General features: G+C 42.3%; 12 protein-coding genes. 6 read left to right on the plus strand and 6 right to left on the minus strand.

The window, feature by feature from the left end:
• Positions 1 to 3: 3 nt before the first annotated feature.
• From DBZ36_RS11545 to DBZ36_RS11570, 6 genes are all read right to left on the minus strand, one after another.
• Positions 4 to 1,317 carry a TRAP transporter large permease gene (locus DBZ36_RS11545; protein WP_199711863.1) on the minus strand — a complete coding sequence of 438 codons (1,314 nt, stop codon included), beginning with the start codon at positions 1,315 to 1,317 and terminating at the stop codon, positions 4 to 6.
• A gap of 44 nt (positions 1,318 to 1,361) precedes the next feature.
• Entirely contained in the window at positions 1,362 to 1,880 is a 519-nt protein-coding gene (locus tag DBZ36_RS11550) for a TRAP transporter small permease (protein WP_120355108.1), read from the minus strand.
• A gap of 512 nt (positions 1,881 to 2,392) precedes the next feature.
• Complete coding sequence (locus DBZ36_RS11555) at positions 2,393 to 3,283, minus strand: carbohydrate ABC transporter permease (protein WP_199711842.1); 891 nt, start codon at positions 3,281 to 3,283, stop codon at positions 2,393 to 2,395.
• A 12-nt stretch (positions 3,284 to 3,295) separates the two neighbouring features.
• Complete coding sequence (locus DBZ36_RS11560) at positions 3,296 to 4,153, minus strand: ABC transporter permease (protein ID WP_199711843.1); 858 nt, start codon at positions 4,151 to 4,153, stop codon at positions 3,296 to 3,298.
• A 111-nt stretch (positions 4,154 to 4,264) separates the two neighbouring features.
• Positions 4,265 to 5,365, minus strand: a complete 1,101-nt coding sequence (locus DBZ36_RS11565; RefSeq protein WP_120355110.1) for an ABC transporter ATP-binding protein — start codon at positions 5,363 to 5,365, stop codon at positions 4,265 to 4,267.
• Positions 5,366 to 5,513: 148 nt separating this feature from the next.
• Positions 5,514 to 7,061, minus strand: a complete 1,548-nt coding sequence (locus DBZ36_RS11570) for an extracellular solute-binding protein (protein WP_120355111.1) — start codon at positions 7,059 to 7,061, stop codon at positions 5,514 to 5,516.
• A gap of 780 nt (positions 7,062 to 7,841) precedes the next feature.
• Here DBZ36_RS11570 and DBZ36_RS11575 point away from each other — a divergent pair.
• From DBZ36_RS11575 to DBZ36_RS11600, 6 genes are all read left to right on the plus strand, one after another.
• Positions 7,842 to 9,608 carry a sodium:solute symporter family protein gene (locus tag DBZ36_RS11575; protein ID WP_120355112.1) on the plus strand — a complete coding sequence of 589 codons (1,767 nt, stop codon included), beginning with the start codon at positions 7,842 to 7,844 and terminating at the stop codon, positions 9,606 to 9,608.
• 111 nt (positions 9,609 to 9,719) lie between these two features.
• Positions 9,720 to 11,144, plus strand: a complete 1,425-nt coding sequence (uxaC, locus tag DBZ36_RS11580) for a glucuronate isomerase (RefSeq protein ID WP_120355113.1) — start codon at positions 9,720 to 9,722, stop codon at positions 11,142 to 11,144.
• Positions 11,145 to 11,154: 10 nt separating this feature from the next.
• Positions 11,155 to 13,161 carry a heparinase II/III domain-containing protein gene (locus tag DBZ36_RS11585; protein WP_120355114.1) on the plus strand — a complete coding sequence of 669 codons (2,007 nt, stop codon included), beginning with the start codon at positions 11,155 to 11,157 and terminating at the stop codon, positions 13,159 to 13,161.
• Positions 13,162 to 13,429: 268 nt separating this feature from the next.
• Entirely contained in the window at positions 13,430 to 13,996 is a 567-nt protein-coding gene (locus DBZ36_RS11590; RefSeq protein ID WP_233558128.1) for a C40 family peptidase, read from the plus strand.
• Between the two features lie 539 nt (positions 13,997 to 14,535).
• Positions 14,536 to 16,503 carry an ATP-binding protein gene (locus DBZ36_RS11595; RefSeq protein WP_233558129.1) on the plus strand — a complete coding sequence of 656 codons (1,968 nt, stop codon included), beginning with the start codon at positions 14,536 to 14,538 and terminating at the stop codon, positions 16,501 to 16,503.
• A complete protein-coding gene (locus tag DBZ36_RS11600; protein ID WP_120355116.1) occupies positions 16,500 to 17,852 on the plus strand; it encodes a sigma-54-dependent transcriptional regulator in 1,353 nt (450 codons plus the stop codon). Before DBZ36_RS11595 ends, DBZ36_RS11600 begins: the two co-directional genes overlap by 4 nt.
• The last annotated feature ends 252 nt before the right edge of the window (positions 17,853 to 18,104 follow it).

Raw genomic sequence — 18,104 nt, forward strand, 5'->3', positions numbered from 1 at the left:
TTTTTAGGATTTATATCCTGCTAATTCAGGTAACCACATGGTTAGCGCCGGAAAGGCTACTATCAGTGCCAGCGTGGTGACCATTATTAAGAAAAGTGGTAACAGCTTTGGTACCACCTCTCCAATTTTTGCTCCGGAGACACTGCACCCAACAAACAGAGCGGTGCCAACTGGAGGAGTACAAATACCGATACATAAGTTAAAGACTAGAATGATCCCAAAGTGCACCGGGTCAACGCCAAGTAGAATGGCAATCGGTAAAAATATTGGTGTGAAGATGAGCACGGCTGGGGACATATCCATAAATGTGCCAACAACCAGCAACACCACATTCATCAACAACATGATGACAATCGGATTAGATGAGTAATTAAGTACAAACTCAGCGATAGCATTGGGAATGTCGGCGTTGGCCATTGCCCACGACATGGCTGATGAGGTCGCTATCATCAGCAGTACTATCGAGGTGGTTAATACACTATCGAGCAAAATCGAAGGCAGGGCTTTTACCTTGAGCTCTTTATAGGCGAAGCCTAGGAATAGGCTATACACAACCGCAATAGCACTAGCTTCCGTTGCGGTAAAGACTCCCCCGACAATTCCTCCCATGATAATCACGACCAGTAACAAGCTTGGAAGGGCATCAAAGATGACGTTTAAGGGACGTTGCTCTAACACAATTTTTTGTTGTGGTATTTTGTAGCGTTTGCCGAGCAAAAAGATCCCAATCATGATCCCTAGTCCCATGAGCAATCCAGGGATGTAGCCGGCTATAAACAAGTATTGAACTGATGTACTGCTAACCAGTGCGTATAAAATAAGGATGTTAGACGGCGGAATGAGCAGCCCGGTTGGACACGATGCAACATTAATCGCCGAAGAAAAGGCTGTTGGATACCCGTGTTTATCTTGCAGCGGTTTCATGATTCCGCCGACGGCTGCTGCGGACGCAACGGCTGAACCTGAGAGTGAGCCAAACATCATATTTGCAATAACATTTACATGTGACAATGATCCAGGTAGGCGTCCGCCTAATAACATCGCGAAATTAATCAGCCTAACGGCCAGTCCGCCGCGGTTCATTAGATTTCCAGCCACAATAAAGAATGGCAGTGCCAGTAAGCCAAAGCTATTCAAACCATTGACCATTTGTTGAGACACTAAGATTGCAGCTTTATCGAGTGGGAAGTCGATAAAAATAGTAAATAAGGCCGCGCTGCCAATGGCGAAAGCGATAGGCATACCAATTAAAAGCAATACTGCTAAGGTTCCAAATAGTATTGCGATAGGGAGTACGTCGTAGAAGAAATCAGGCATAACTTCTAGGTACTCGGGTGAAAAAATAAGCTCTAGCAGGGTCATTATTTACTCCCTTTCTTAGCGGTTAGAATCTTCACAAAAGAATCCGAAATATCGAGTACGCCGTAATAATTAATCAGTAAGCCAGCGATAGGGACAACAGCATAGACATAGCCAATAAGGAGTTGATGACCAGCAATGCTTAGACCAGGGGAAACTTGTTGGTGTTCTAATGTGTTCAACACATAAGCGCTGCCACCGTAAACAAACGTAATCGATGAAAAGGCAACGATCAGAAGGTTTATAAAAATGCAGAGCACTTGTTGCTTAGTAAAGGATAAATGCGGCATTAAAAGCTCTAAGGCAAGATGACGTTTGACTGCATAAGTGTAAGCACCGCCGAGGATCCCAATCCAAATGAGCAAGTAGCGTGATAACTCATCGGTAAAAACCGACGGGTCATTGGTGACAAAGCGGGTAAACACCTGCCAAACGACAGTGACTACCATCGCCCCCATAAAAAAAATCAGTATGGAACTTAAGGCCCTATTCACCGCCTGATTTAGATTCGAAAAACTCATTATGATCTCAGTAACTTTTGTGAAGAAAAATCATTTTTCTTCTATTTATTTGCTTGCACTAATTTAGGTTAAATAAATATAAAAATACAAGATCAAAATCACATACCTATATTTTTAAACCGTCGTATCAAAAATAATAATGTCGATGTGTGTATTTGTAACCAATTGTATCGCTGTTATGGATTAGTAGCCTTTGAAGTGTTGCCGACTTGTATTTGGGTTGGTAAGTACATGGACTTCCGACACAAATTACGGAAATTGACTAGGTGTGATGATTCCCAAAGATTTAAAGTAAGCAGCGGTCCAAACACGGTATTGGCAAGTCTTCTTTGCTCATTCTTTCAACATAGGCTTGAAAGGTTTAGCTCTTTGACGTCGTGAGTTTGCCAAGGATAGGTGTGCATTGCTGTCACCGAGCAATAAAAAAGCCCCAGCCTAATTGGCTAAGGCTTAACCTGTAACGGTCTGCTACTTGATCGAATAAAACTATAACGCAGTTCGTGTTAGTACCATTATTCTTTCACGCCACCTAACATGATGCCTTTGTTAAAGTATTTCTGCACAAATGGATAGATCAACAGCACAGGAATAATGGAACAAACCATAATCGCAGCACTAACGGTTTCAAATGAGTAGGCAGCTTCTAGTAATGAACTTGAAAAGGTATCATCATCTGACAATTGCGTGATCATTTGTCGAAGGTAAACTTGCAAAGGTACTTTTGATTCATCGCGGAGCAATACCATGGCCCAGAAGAAGCCATTCCAGCGCGATACGATACAGAACAGAGTGACCGTCGCGATAGCTGGTTTAGCCAGTGGGATAAAGACCTTCCATAATACTTGGAAATCATTAGCGCCATCCATACGGGCTGCCTCTTCGAAAGACGGAGGGACCGCTTCGAAAAAGTTACGCAGCAGTATGATATTAAATGCATTACAAGCAAATCCAATAATAATCCCCAAGTAACTATCTAAGAGCCCTAGATCGCGCATATTTAAGAAAAACGGGATCATTCCGGCGTTAAACCACATAGTGAAGGCGATCATGATGTTCCAGTATTTTCGGCCAAGTAATTGTGGACGAGACAGCGCATAGGCGCACGGAACAATAAAAGCTAAGCTCGTAAGTGTGCCGCCGATCGTATAGATGAAAGTATTTCGATAGGATATCCAAAATGCGGAATCAAAAATCACCTTCTCGTATGCAGCAAAGGTAATTTGGACCGGTGTTAGCACCACTTGCCCAGAAGTTACCGCCTCGCCCATACTCATTGATAATGAAGCTACATAAATGAAAGGGTAGAGCGTACTAATCGTAAATAGAGCAACTAAAAACATATTGATGTAAACAAATGCTTTGTCGCCTCGTGAGTATAGATTCATGTTCATTATTTGGCTCATTAGGGTTCCTGTTTACCAAAGTGAGGTGCGGGAGACTTTTTTACTGATGGTATTGGCAGCAATAACCAATACAAATGCGATGACAGCATTGAAGAGCCCTGCGGCTGCAGCTAAGTCGTATTGAGCGGCTTGCAAACCTTGACGATAAATAAACGTACTGATCACGTCGGAAGTTGCATAGGTTGCAGGTTGGTAAAGCATAATGATCATTTCAAAGCCCACCTCTAGAATGTTCCCTATTCGGATAATGAGCATTATTAAGATGGTTGGCATGATGCAAGGCAACGTGATTTTCCACATCATCTGCCAGCGCGATGCACCATCAACCACTGCCGATTCATAGAGTGAAGGATTTACACCAGCAATCGAGGCCAAAAATACAATAGAGTTAAACCCGGCCTCTTGCCAAATTCCGGTGCCAACAAAGATCGTTCGAAACCATTCTGGTTTTGTAAGAAAATAGACAGAATCATAACCTAAGGCATTGAGTAATAGATTGACGACCCCGGTTGAGGGAGCGAATGCCGTGATCACAATCCCAGCAATAATAACTGCTGAGATAAAGTGAGGTAGATAGACGATGGTTTGCGCGGTTTTCTTGAATTTCGGGTTAATGATTTCGTTGAACATTAGTGCCAGAATAATTGGTACAGGAAAACCAAAGAGAAGACTGGCGCCACTGATGATTACGGTATTTTTTATAGCTCGGATAAACTGGTCGTTTTCAAATAGCGTATAAAAGTGCTCCAAGCCTATCCAAGGGCTGTCTGTTATACCTTTAAAAACGCTGTAATCTTTAAACGCTATTTGCAAACCATACATGGGTTTATAAAGAAATAAAATAAACCAAATGAGTGTCGGCGCTAACATTATATAGAGCCGCCATTCCCTCTGAAAGTGATGGATTAGCCAGGTGAGCTTTTTACTCCGCGGACTCTCGTTTATAACTTGGTAACTTTGTTCATTTTCCATCATCATTCCTTAGGCATTACAGCCAACTGAACTTCGGCTTAGAGCTCGTCCGGTCGTTTTGTCGAAAACGGTAATTGCGTCTTGTCGAAAGTAAAGGGTGTCAAGATGCTTTAAATGCTCAACTTTTCCATGGGTGTCGACTTTGACGACAAAAGCAGATTCTTGAATTCTGCAGTGCAGTAGCGCTTCTGAACCTAAGGTCTCCACTAGATCAACGTGTATTGGTACCGCGCTACTATTGTCCACGGGAACGATATCGACATATTCGGGTCGGATACCAATGATTACTTCTAAATCGCAGGGATTTTCTAATTGTGGGAGTAGACATTTGTTGCCTGAAATATCGGCGTAGACCAAACCATCAATGCTGGTGATGGTGGTGCTAATTAGGTTCATTGGTGGAGAACCAATGAAGGTTGCAACGAAGGTATTAATCGGGTTGTTGAACAGCTCCATTGGGGTGCCAATTTGTTCTATTCGACCATCACTCATAACGACAATCCGATCGGCTAAAGTCATCGCTTCCACTTGGTCGTGAGTAACATAAACACTAGTGACACCAAGTTTAGTGTGAAGTTGTTTTATTTCTGCCCTCATTTGGGTTCGTAACTTAGCATCCAAGTTCGACAAGGGTTCATCAAACAAAAACACTTTGGGATGCCTTACGATAGCTCTTCCCATTGCTACACGTTGACGCTGACCTCCTGATAAGTCCGCGGGTCTGCGTTCTAATAAGCTCGTTAGCTCTAAGGTATGAGCAACTTCTTTGACCAGTTCTTCGATTCGCGGTTTTGGAACTTTACGAATGCGCAAGCCAAAGGCGATGTTTTCCGCAACACTAAGATGAGGATATAGGGCGTAGTTTTGGAAAACCATGGCAACATCTCTGTCTTTTGGAGCTATGTGGTTGACGACCTTGTCGTCTATAGAAACCTGCCCATCACTGATTTCTTCCAGCCCAGCAAGCATTCTCAAAGTTGTCGACTTACCACATCCTGATGGCCCAACCAAAACAACGAACTCTTTAGATTTAACTTCGAGATCTATTCCATGAACAACGGTGACGTCCTTGTAGCTTTTGACCACACCTTCCAATTTTACTCCAGACATACATACTCCTTTACGTGCTTTAATTGGCTTCTTAATGAACTTAATTAGGGTGAAACACTAGGGGAAAGGCAGGACCACTAGTTTGGCAACAGTGATCCTGATACTTGCATCAATCCGGCAATCCTATGCCAAGATTTTGAGGCTGTTTTTATTTGTAGGCGCGGTCATAGGCGGATTGCATTGCTTTAATCACTTTTGGATATCCCATGCGTTTTAGTTGGTCTTGGTAGGTGTCCCAATCTTCATCAATATCTCGGGCTCCTAGTATCCAAGCTTGTTGCATCTCGAGCATGTAGTCTCGAATGGTAATCCAATGCTTGTCATAAACGCCTTTTTCCTCGGTGTTCATCGATACACCAAGAAATGGTTCAAGTAAGTAGTCACCTTGGTCATACAGCGCAATACCATCTAAAGCGAATTTATTTGACCACTGTTCTTCGTTGGCGTAATCCTGTTGGAAGCCGCGTTGAACTTGTGCTCCGATAGCCCACATTTGTGAAGTAACTGGTGTATCAGAATTGAGCACGGTGTCTTTAAAAATTGGTTTTCCGTCAATCATGTCGTAATGCACACCTTCAACACCAAAGTTGGCTAGACGACGGCCTTCCTCGCTGAACCAAAAGTCAAAATACTTGATAGTTTCGACCACATTTTCGTTTGAGTAGGAAATGGCCCAACCTGAGTTTTTAACTTGAGACCGGCGATGTTCTTCGACTCGTTTTCCTGAGGGGGAGGCGGGTGGCGCAAACGCTTTGAACAAGAAGTCTGGCATTTTGTCAGCTAGTGCGTCGTTATAACCAGAAGTGGAGGCAAACCAGTCGTGTGTCATTCCGCCTAAATCATTGGCCAATAAATACTCTCTAGAACGACTTCCTCTAGTGAAGACCTCTGCGTCGATAAGACCTTCTTCGTACCACTTCGCTAGATTCTTAATCCCTTCTCGATAATTGTCGCCCACATAACCATGAGCTAGAATCCCGTCCTCCACATAGAAGTCATGGTATTTGTCTGAGCCTGATGAACGACCATCCCATAAGGTGACCAGACGAATAAGTTCTTCCCAGTGCCTGGTGAAAAAGGGGACTTCGTCCTTTTTGCCGTTGCCATTGGGATCATTGTTTCTAAACGCGGTTAAGACTTGGTAGAGTTCATCAACATTTTGCGGAGTTTCTAGGCCGAGCTTATTAAGCCAGTCGTAACGTATAAAGTAAGCCCGCCCGTATTTGCCATCGGGGATGTAGGGAATATAGTAAACATTGCCATCGTGAGCTTTTATCGAATTGTAGACATTTGGCCTTTCATCAAACAGTGCCTTGATATGGGGTGCGTGTTCTGCAATTAGGTCGTTGAGAGGTACAAAAGCACCTTCGGGGCCATATCGATTCACATTCTCTTTGAGCATTTCCCCACCGACAATATCGGGTAAATTCCCTGACGCTATCATAAGGTTGAATGCTTCTTCGCTATTAGTGGTTGCCATTGACGCAACATTGTTAAGAGAGAGGTTAGTTAATTTGGCTGCTTCTTTCTCAACTAACCAATCGTTGTTATAAACAAATTTTTTCTGGTGAAAATGAATATCTAACTCTAGTGGCTTGTTCGATACCAGGTTGTCATCTGAGGCAAATGCTGCTGGTGAAGCAAGTAAGCAATTTGCGATGACAGCTGATGCGATAGCTGTGTGAAGACGATACATAAAAATGATCCCTCTTAGTTTTTGGTAGTCCATTAAAGCTAGTTATACTTTGAAATATGAACCGGCGTTTCAAAATAAATTTAGAATTATTTTATTTTTATGTAAATGGGGAATCTATTAAATTGTGAGCAATGTTGAAAAAATGTAGTAACAATTAGATAAATTCAGTTTTTAGGGCAGTTTATTGTTGTGTGGCCTCTGCCGCTTAAGGCTATCTAAGGGAATCTGAAATTAGCCGAGTTACAAAGTCATATTGTCAGCGGCGTATACCTAAGCGATCGAGGCCATAGCGGCATTGTGTAAGATGGGGGGAACTAAATACTTGCTAGTAACAATAGTTGAATGAGATTTTGAGATTGTTTTTCACTTCAACTGACAATGCTTCGACCATAGTTTTCAGAAAAACCTCGTTATTGAGTCCAACGCATGTGTTCATTGCATCATTTTATTATACTCCAAACCGGTTTTGTATCATCCCAGAAAACCTCAATAGATCATTTCTCACTATCTTTCTTTTTGCTCGATTCGTAGGCCTGACATGAAAGCGTTTTCAGATTATCAGGAGTGCATAACTCTGCTAAGACTATATATTTGTTAATAAAATATTAAAAAAGTTGCGAAATGTAGAGCTGATTTAATGAGCAAGGTTTTGGGAACTATTTATCGTACTCAGATCACACTTTAGCCTCATTTGTCTTTATTAAAACGATTATTCCACAATAATGAAACGTAGGTTTAAAAAAATTATTTGAAGGTTTTTGAAATGCAAAGGAGCTCAATGTGAATATTGACATGGTTGTTGTAGGTGTCTACTTTATCTTTATGATAGCGATAGGCGTTATCTTTAAGCGTTTTGCGGGAAGCTCTACGAGTGACTACTTTCGTGGTGGTGGCAAAATGTTGTGGTGGATGGTGGGTTCAACTGCATTTATGACGCAGTTTAGTGCATGGACCTTTACTGGCGCCGCTGGTAAAGCATTTACCGATGGTTTTCCGATTATGGTCGTATTTATGGCCAATGCATTCGGCTTTCTTCTATCCTGGTTATTCTTTTCGTACCGATTTCGACAAATGCGTGTGGTTACACCAATTGAAGGCGTTCGTCGTCGTTTTGGTGCTACGAACGAACAAGTGTTTACCTGGGCAACCATGCCAACCAGTATTGTTTACACGGGTATCTGGCTAAATGGCTTAGCATTGTTTGTTAGTGCGGTATTTAAAATCGATATCGAGACTACTATTGTCGCGACCGGACTCATCGTTCTATTTATTTCAGTACTTGGCGGCGCTTGGGGGGTTGTAGCATCTGACTTCGTACAGATGGTCGTTATTATGGCTGTTACCGTTGTTTGTGCTGTTGCAGCGCTTGTCAAAATTGGCGGTCCATCTAATCTAATAGAACAATTCCCAGCCGATAGCATCATGGGTTCGGGCATGAACTATCCGTTGTTGTTTGTGTCGTGGTTTATCTTCATGTTCGTCAAACAGCTTCAAAATATCAACAATATGCAGGACTCGTATCGATTCCTAACCGCCAAAGATTCAACCAACGCCCGTAAAGCCGCACTACTCGCATTTGTTCTAATGCTCATTGGTCCAGCAATATGGTTCTTACCACCATGGGTAACAGCCGTTATATATCCAGAAGCGGCAACAGCTCATGCGGCAGAACTAGGCAGTAAGGCCGCTGATGCGGTCTATCTTGTTTTCGTAGAAAATGCGATGCCTGTGGGTATGGTTGGCTTACTTATGTCAGCGGTGTTTGCTGCAACAATGTCATCTATGGATTCTGGGTTGAACCGAAATTCAGGGGTATTTGTTCGAAACTTCTATAGCCCAATCATTGATAAGAACGCAGACGACAGAAAGCTAATGCGGGTGAGCCAGATTGTCACCATGGTATTTGGTGTGCTAATCATAGGGGTTGCCTTGTTTATTAACTCCTTACGGGGCCTGAGCTTGTTTGATGCAATGATGTACGTAAGTACCTTGCTTCAAATGCCGATTTTGGTACCTCTATTCTTTGGTATGTTTATCAAAAAGACACCTGACTGGGCTGCATGGGCCACTTTAGCAGTTGGTGTGGTTGTGTCATACCTTGTTAGCTTCGTGATTACCGCTGACGTTGTTGCTGATTGGCTCAACCTTGAATCACCGTTTACGAGTCGTGAGGCAAAAGACCTTAAAGTCTTACTTGGTATTGCTGGACATCTGTTCATTACCGGCGGCTTCTTCTGCTTGACCACGAAATTCTACAAAGAACCTGCTGTTAAGCGCAGTCAAGAACTGCAAGCATTCTGGCATGATGTTGATACGCCTGTTATTGAAGGTGAAGGTCAAGATGAAATGGATCGTCAACAGCGCGATATGTTAGGCAAACTAATCTTGGTCTTTGGTGCACTAGTGACGCTGATGGTACTAATTCCGAATCCTTTCTGGGGACGTATGGCCTTTGTCTTCTGTGGGGTAGTAATTGTGAGCGTTGGTGGCTTATTGCTAAGAAGTGCTAAACAAACGACGGTGTTGAAAGTCAGTACCGCTAGTTAATTAAGAATGTTGGAGGGAATGGTTCCCTCCTCTTTTTAGCAAACGAATGTTTTTAAAATCATCTGTCGAAAGGGTGATTTCCAGAACAAATTCTCAAAGAGCCTGCCGACTATGACACCATTTATCAATTCAAACTTTTTGCTCCAAGGCGAAACGGCCAGAGGTTTATATCATAATATTGCCTGCCAATTGCCTATTATTGATTATCACAATCACCTTGATGCGAAAGCAATCTTTGAAAATCAAAAATATCAGTCGATCACTGAAGCATGGCTAAGCAGTGACCACTATTTTTGGAGAGCGTTGCGTAGTAATGGCGTAGAAGAACGCTATATTACTGGCGATGCAAGTGATTATAAAAAGTTTCAAATGTGGTGCGAGACTATGCCTTATTTACTTGGTAATCCGCTCTACCATTGGTGCCATTTAGAACTTAAAACCTATTTCGACTTAGACCTGGTCATCAAACCGGAAAATTGTGATGCAATTTGGGAGCACTGTAATCGGTTGCTGCAATTAGACTCGCATTCGATTCAGCAGCTTTTATTATCGAGTAAAGTCGACACTCTATGTACCACCGATGATCCTCTCAGCGATCTTGCGTATCATCGAAAGTTATCTGTGTCAGATTTTAAAGTTCAGGTTCTACCAACATTTCGTGCTGATAGCTTGTTTGATATAGAAAATGCAGTTGGTTTTAATCAAGTGCTACGCCAGTTAGAGCAAGTCACTGAAATCCCAATTACAGATTTTGAAAGTTATGCTCAGGCGATGCTCAGTCGAGTTCAATACTTCGCAGACACTGGCTGTTGCTTGTCGGACTTAGGACTCAAGATTGTAGATTTCGCTCTTTGTTTACCTAAGCGTCTAGACTACATAATGGCTAAAATACAGAGCTTTGAGTTGCTTACTCAATTAGAAATTGCTCAGTTCAAAACCGCAGTTTTTAGAGTTTTAGGCAAGGCCTATCATAAGTATGGATGGTCGATGCAGATCCATGTTGGAGTGTTGACTAATGTAAATGTACGGCGGCTGAATAGTCTGGGGAGCGGGGCAGGTTTTAGTGTAATAAACGACAAGACTATTGCCAATAACTTAAGCTTACTATTAAGTATGCTTGATGAAAAAAGACAACTTCCACAAACTATTTTATATAGCGTAAATCCTAAAGATAGCGTCGTGCTGGGGTCTATTTTGGGTGCCTTTCAGGATAGCGACTGCTCACCGGGAAAAATTCAATTAGGGTCAGCGTGGTGGTTTAACGATCATAAATCTGGCATGGAACAACAGCTACAAGATTTAGCTAATCTTGGTTGTTTAGGTCGATTCATTGGAATGTTGACCGACTCACGCAGTGTCTTATCGTTTTCACGGCATGAATATTTTAGACGAATCCTGTGCAACTTCATTGGTGAATGGGCGGACAAAGGAGAAATTCCAAATGATGCGGATTTGCTAACGCAACTGGTCGAAAACATCTGTTATTTAAATGCTAAGCGCTATTTCAAATTTAGCCATTCACATCATAAAATATAGGTCTTCACGTATGTTGCAGTTTACCCCGCAAGAAATGGCAAGTATCCGCCACAGAGCCAGTACTCACCTCATCAAGCAGATTATTGATGACAATCAAGTTGTAATGAACAGCGAAATATTAATCCCACCCGATGCAAGGGCTACCTGGAATCTATACTATTTTTGTCCAGAGCATGGTGTGCGTTTAATATGGAATCGCTATCGAGAACACGAACATGTATGTCCTGTTGATGGCGAAGTCTTAAAAGGTGAACCCTATGACGGAGCATGGTGGCGATGGCTAAACGGACTAAATTCTAAAGCGTGTAATGACCTTGGCCTGCTTTGGCAACTGACCCAAGACCAACAGTACTTAGATAAAGTAAAAGATATTTTACTCGGCTATGCAGAATTCTACCCTGACTACGAAGAGCACGGCGGTATTCCTTATAATGGTCCAGGTAAAGCCAATGCTCAAACACTCTGTGAAGCCAATTGTAATCTTGATTTTGCTAAAGGGTATGATTTTATTAAAGATGAGCTAAGCCTTGAGCAACAGTTGTATATTGAACAACGATTGCTTAAAGAGGGAGCAAAGTTTTTAATGAAGCATCGCAGCGATCAGTTGCACAATCACGAGATGAAAATATCAGCGACAATTGGCGTGATCGGTTTAGTTTTAGACGAGCCGCTTTATGTTGATTTTGCAGTTCATTCTAACTATGGATTAGTTTATCAGTTAGAGCATGGCGTTAAGGGGGAGGGCTTATGGTTTGAAGGCTCCATTCATTATCACTATTATGCACTTCAGGCGCTGCTTAATTTTGAACTGATGGCCTGTAAAACCACTCACTCACTAAAATCCCACCCCAACTTTTATACAATGCTGGCTTTTCCACTTAAGCTCTTAATGAATACTGGAGATTTTCCGAGATTAAATGATTGCATCGCTGGCCAAGAAAAGCTCAGTCATAGTCATTTGTTTGAATTTGCATATCGTGAGTTTAACGATCCGTTGTTCGCTTCAGCTTTAACAAATATCTATCAACATTCAGAGCGCAATAATATTCATGCCTTGTTGTATGGTGTAGAGACATTGCCAGAGCTAAACTTGCTCAGTTGCAACTCGATGCATGCGCCGGTCTCAGGCATTACGATTATGCATGAACCACTAGAGAACAACATGCTGCTATTAAAGCATTCGAGCTATGGTGGCGAGCATGATCACTATGACCGACTTGGTCTCATTCTAACTCGTAACGGTAAAGAAATTCTTCCAGACCTAGGTACGACTGGTTACGGCGCCGAGCTGCATTACGGTTATTATAAAAACACCTTGACCCACAATACCCTTGCGGTAGGGCAAAGTAATCAAGCACCCGCTACTCCAAAGGTAAACGCTTATCGACAAACCAAGGACTATACTTGGCTAGATACTACAAGTGATTGGAATGATAAGCCGCTTAAAGTCGATAGTCATACCATAGTGCAGTGGGACGAAGATGCTTATAAAGGCGTTGTATTTACACGCAGAATATTGTGGTTGGGTGATGTAGCGATTGAGTTTAATTCAATAGACAATCCACGGGTAAAACAACTGGATTTGGTTTGGCATGTCCGTGGTGAGCATGTCTTAGATCCTCTATCGACACCATGCAAAAACCCCATGGAAGGCCCTTTGGAGCGTATGACTAACAGTCACACGCGGGCAGTCCTCGGATCCGTGGATATTAGTTATACTGTAGACGGGCAACAAAATTTTGAACAGCAAATAGTAACTCAGCAGTCTGTTGATTTACTGCAAGGTTATGCACCAGATAATCCGGCCGTCAGTGATTTGGCGTACACGATATTGCGCTCGAAAGAGCCAAGTGTTGACCTTGCAGTGGTGCATAACCTCAGTCAAAGCTTAAGCATACGAATTTCCCAATTGAAATGGGAAGAAAATCGGATTCGTTTCGCATTATTTAGAGATGACAAACTTAGCCTAGTCGAAATTGATCTCGTAAAAGGAGAGCTTATTCAATCTGCTATTTGAGGTCTTTCTCAACGTTGGTTTTAGTCATTTTTAAGTAGCGAAAAGCTAGAGTTTTACATGCTAAAAAGCGAAGTGTTCTTAAGTCTGTGGGCTCAAGTATTGCTGTTTGGTATACTATTTAGAAAAAGTTGAATGGCCATAACCCGATACAGAAAAGATTCCAAAGCTTAAAGCTAAGTGCCCAAAACTTGCGAAGCCTGCGCTTTTCTTTTAAGTTGTTCTGCGAAATATTCTCATTTGTATAACGTTTACCTATCAGGAAGATTAAATGAATGGCTTATCGATGCCTGTAAGAGTGCTGTCTAAGCACTGCTATCGCTCAATTCTAGCGCTATCATTGTTAGGTTTATCCAGTGCTTGTTCTGCAAGTAGCGTTGCACCAAGCGTGATGGAAGCTGGTCGAAGTGAAGTAGGGCAATCTAGCCATTCTCAAACGCAGCAGATGATTGATTTTGCAAGAGATTACATTGGGACTGATTATGTTTGGGGCGGGACCTCTCCTAAGGGATTCGATTGTTCGGGATTCATTCAATTTGTATATCACAAATTTGATATCTCTATTCCTCGAACAACAGCTAATTACCCCAAGCTTTACTCCAAGCGCGTTGATTTTGAGCATGCACAGGTTGGTGATTTGATTATATTTACCGGAACCGACCCCAACATTCGAAAACCAGGGCATGCTGGAATTATCACAAAAATAAGTAAAGATAGTTTGCACTTTATCCATAGTTCCTCGTCTAAAAAACACTTTGGTGTCACTGAAACTAATTACTTCAAAAGTGGCTACCCTAAGCGCTACCTTTCTATAGTGCAAATGACGGCTAAGCCATAAGCCACGCGCTAGGCCAAAGCTGGAGCGCTTTAAATAGACGTGTTTTATTTTTTGGCGAATGTTGCTAAAAGGCAAATAAGCATGCACCATGCACACCTGACCAACAATTGTCGAAACATAGACCAATGCAGTGACTTGATGGCATGGTATAAGCCATGGTTTTAGTCACTTCAACCGGCTTATAGTCTCCTTTACCATCAGCAACAAACCCGTAATCTAGACCTGCAACTTGTTCATTGTGAACGGCATATTGTTTCGATGTGGTTTGCCTTATCTTGATGTTAAACTGCGAATTGTAAACCTAGGCTAGCGCAGCGTTAGTCTGCGCGTTAATAGCGTTGGTCTCAAAGTCCATTCAATACCCCTTAGAATCAGTTCCCATTTAAAGTTAAAGACTCAACTATGTGTCTGCTATCTCAAATCAAGGTACGCATTGTTTTGTTGCTCGAATGTTGTGTTATTTTGTTTGGCTTGTTAAATGGCGGGGCTTGTATTTCGTCATTCTGAATATCAGGTCATCGAAATAAAAGGAGATGCGTGTGGTAGGTGAGGCTTATCAAGCGTTTCGTTCAGGCGTAACTCGGTCAGTACAGTCTAAATCCAGCCCGCTAACACGCAAAAAGCGCTTCGGTTGGAAAGGTATTGAGCTTAGGCTGGTATTGGCTTTAACCATGCTTTCGATGACAACACTGTTTTTATCATTGGTTTCATCATTTACCTTTAGCGGGCTAAATCAGCGTCTTGTTGAACTCAAAGAAAGTGAAATACCTGCACTTAAGCAAGCCGCTAGGCTTAATGACATGGTGCGGCTTATTATTACCGCGTCATCTGAACTCACTGAAGCTGAATCTAACCTTGAACGAAATCAGGCGATTGCGCAGATTGATACCGCCATTGAAGTGATGGATGAGATTATGGTTCAGTTTCCAGAATATCATTCTTATTTTAAGGATCTTATTGCCCAAGTTAGCAACAGCTTAAGTCTTTTATATCAAAGTGAAGTCGAATCAGAACAGCTAAACAAAGAGCTTAAGAACTTACTCGAGGGATTTTACCCCTTGTTACAACAAGCGAGCCTTTCCCTAGATGGATTACCACAAGTCAGTAAAGACAGAATCCAATATCCGCAGTTAAAGTCATTTTTGTACTATCAATTGGGCTTGGTCGAAAAACTCTACAATGATTCAAGTTTTAATGAGCTTGATTACACCAGCTCGCGCCTAGAGCAAGTCGGTGAACAGTGGTGGAAGCTTTGGCAAGACAGCGGTCAAGCTGGCGATTTTGTTGAATTGGACCGTCAACTAAGCGTTATTTATAATCTAGCGTCAAGCTCAAGTAGCCTGTATGCGATGAAAAACAAAGCCTTGGATTATCGCTACCAAGAACAATATTTACTGCAAAACAGTCGCGAACATCTAAATCAACTAACCGTTCAGGTTCAAAGCCATACCGCTAAGGTCAACAGTGATATTGACCTATCGATTGTCAAAGCACAGCAGTCTTTGTTTTCTAATCAACGATTATCCTTGTTCTTATCTATATTCAGCGTGCTTACCGCCGCAGCGATTTCTTGGTTTTATGTACGTAAGAACATTCTAGAGCGTTTACTACAACTTAAAGACAATATGTTTGCCATCTCTACCGGGCACTTGGATACGCAGGTACTTATACGTGGTGAAGATGAAGTGACTCAAATGGCTAAGTATCTCAAAGTCTTCCAAAGCACGGCTAAGGTGGTGAAGCAAACCAATATGAAGCTGGAAGCCGAAGTTGAAGAACGCACCCTAGCTGAATCAAGGCTTCGTATTACACAAAATGAACTAGTCCAAGCCGGAAAACTAGCGGCATTAGGGCAGCTTAGTGTCGGGTTTACCCATGAGATAAATCAACCGCTTACAGCGGTAAATAGTCATATTCGAAGCGCACAACTTTGGCTTGAAAAGGGGCGATCCGATAAAGCGGCACTAAATATACAAAAAATAGAAGTATTGCTCGAAAAGGTTGCTGCGATAACTCGACATCTGAGGGCTTTTGCGCGCAAAAGTGATGGGAAAATTGAATCTGTGGAGCTCAATGCAATCATAAGCGACGCGATTGATCTCTTTGATACGAGGCGCAACAACGTGCGTATCAATTACAGTAAGCATGCTAACTATGCAGTACGAGCCAATAGTATTCGATTAGAGCAAGTGCTGGTGAATCTCATCAGTAATGCCTTAGATGCGGTAGAAAATAGCCCGCAACCCCAAATCAGTATTTCGATAAAGGAATCGCAGTCACAGGTTAAAATATCGGTTTTGGATAACGGCTTAGGCATCCCCGAAGAAGACATTCCTCATCTGTTTGACCCATTTTATACTCGAAAGGTCAGTGGAAAGGGGCTTGGGCTTGGATTGTCCATTGCCTATAACATCATTAAGGACTTCGGCGGTTCAATACACGTTGAGTCCTTAGAGCATCAAGGAACAGAATTTATCGTTACTTTACAAAAAGGCGCTCGCGCATGACATTAGCTAAACACATTGTACTTATTGATGACGAAACAGATGTGGTTGAGGCGGTGAGTGAAATGCTTGAACTTGAGGGGTTTTCGGTGAGTTGTTTCACCGATCCCAATGCGGGTTTGAAGTCATTGAAGCCGAACTGTCAGTCAGTGGTACTGTGCGATGTCCGCATGCCTAAAATTGATGGATTGTCCTTACTTGGATTAATCCAACACCGAGTAGCCAATGTTCCGGTTTTATTGATGAGTGGCCATGGTGATATACCCATGGCTATTGAAGCCATGAAGCTAGGTGCTTTCGATTTTCTTGAAAAACCGCTCAATACTGGGCTTTTGACGGAAAAGTTGAATCTCGCATTGACGCAAAGCCAGCAAAACCAAAGCACGCTGATACAAAGCGATAAATCCATTGAGCATGAAATAGAGTCAGTCATAATCGGCCAGTCTAAGTCCATGGATGCGGTTCGCCAGCAAGTATTGGCCTTGGCACATACCGGCGTAGACACCATTATCAACGGCGAAACAGGGACTGGAAAAGAGGTTATTGCTCGCTCACTTCATCAGTTTAGTCCTCGTAAAATGAAACCTTTTGTGGCCATAAATTGCGGAGGAATGACGCAGAGCATTATTGAAAGTGAACTATTTGGTCATGAGGCTGGGTCGTTTACTAGTGCTAATAAGCTGCGCATTGGAAAGATTGAGCAAGCTAATGGGGGGACATTGTTTCTTGATGAAATTGAAAGCATGCCTATTAGTGTTCAAATCAAACTGCTTCGAGTGATTCAAGAACGGGTGATTGAACGAGTCGGGGGTAATGAACTGATCCCAGTTGATATTGTGGTTGTGGCAGCTACAAAAGCTGATTTAGTTGCTATGAGTGAAAGCGGTGAGTTTAGAGCTGATTTATTCTATCGGCTAAATATTGCCAGTGTAAGCTTACCGGCGCTGCGTCAGCGCAAAGAAGATATTCAAATGTTATTTCGCCACTTTGTCGTACAAGCTGGTCTCAAATACAAAACGCGACCATCGACGATCTATCCTGAGCAAATCCAGCAACTAAGCCGTCACCAGTGGCCAGGCAATGTGCGTGAGCTGCGTAATGTCGCAGAGCGGTTTCTACTTGGGATAATTGGCGATGGTTTTAATTTGAACTCACCAAGTGGTGAACCAAGCGCCGAAGACTTCGCCTTTGAAGCGCAAATGGAACACTATGAAAGAAATGTTCTTACCGAAGCACTAATCGTAACGGCTGGCAATATTAATAAAGTGTCTAGCAAACTCAATATTCCGCGTAAAACCTTGTATCGAAAAATGAAGAAACATCAATTGGACAAAGAAAACTTCAAGACGTAATAAGGTTGTTTTATTATTCTATATCCATGATGCAGGACTAAGACAGTAATGACCCATCCACTTGACCTAAGGACGATGAAACTCTGTAACACCTTGTATATATTATCTTATTTTTGTTGGCATAGAGCGTGCAATCCAGTGCTTGTGACATACGTTCACATTTAACTAACTCAATGACTAGCCGCTCGTTTGTATCGTTGTCGAGAATAGCCGAGTTAGCCCAACTATGGAAAGTAGCAGACAAATTGCTTG

Origin of the sequence: Alginatibacterium sediminis (genome assembly GCF_003610775.1) — a bacterium.
Taxonomy (GTDB): domain Bacteria; phylum Pseudomonadota; class Gammaproteobacteria; order Enterobacterales; family Celerinatantimonadaceae; genus Alginatibacterium; species Alginatibacterium sediminis.

What these genes read in the sequence shown, in the direction of transcription:
- DBZ36_RS11585 (WP_120355114.1), top strand. Translation starts at nt 11,155, where the DNA reads ATGTTGCAGTTTACCCCGCAAGAAATGGCAAGTATCCGCCACAGAGCC.
- DBZ36_RS11560 (WP_199711843.1), bottom strand. Translation starts at nt 4,153, where the DNA reads ATGTTAGCGCCGACACTCATTTGGTTTATTTTATTTCTTTATAAACCC.
- DBZ36_RS11545 (WP_199711863.1), bottom strand. Translation starts at nt 1,317, where the DNA reads ATGCCTGATTTCTTCTACGACGTACTCCCTATCGCAATACTATTTGGA.
- DBZ36_RS11565 (WP_120355110.1), bottom strand. Translation starts at nt 5,365, where the DNA reads ATGTCTGGAGTAAAATTGGAAGGTGTGGTCAAAAGCTACAAGGACGTC.
- DBZ36_RS11590 (WP_233558128.1), top strand. Translation starts at nt 13,430, where the DNA reads ATGAATGGCTTATCGATGCCTGTAAGAGTGCTGTCTAAGCACTGCTAT.
- DBZ36_RS11600 (WP_120355116.1), top strand. Translation starts at nt 16,500, where the DNA reads ATGACATTAGCTAAACACATTGTACTTATTGATGACGAAACAGATGTG.
- DBZ36_RS11555 (WP_199711842.1), bottom strand. Translation starts at nt 3,283, where the DNA reads ATGAGCCAAATAATGAACATGAATCTATACTCACGAGGCGACAAAGCA.
- DBZ36_RS11550 (WP_120355108.1), bottom strand. Translation starts at nt 1,880, where the DNA reads ATGAGTTTTTCGAATCTAAATCAGGCGGTGAATAGGGCCTTAAGTTCC.
- DBZ36_RS11570 (WP_120355111.1), bottom strand. Translation starts at nt 7,061, where the DNA reads ATGTATCGTCTTCACACAGCTATCGCATCAGCTGTCATCGCAAATTGC.
- uxaC (WP_120355113.1), top strand. Translation starts at nt 9,720, where the DNA reads ATGACACCATTTATCAATTCAAACTTTTTGCTCCAAGGCGAAACGGCC.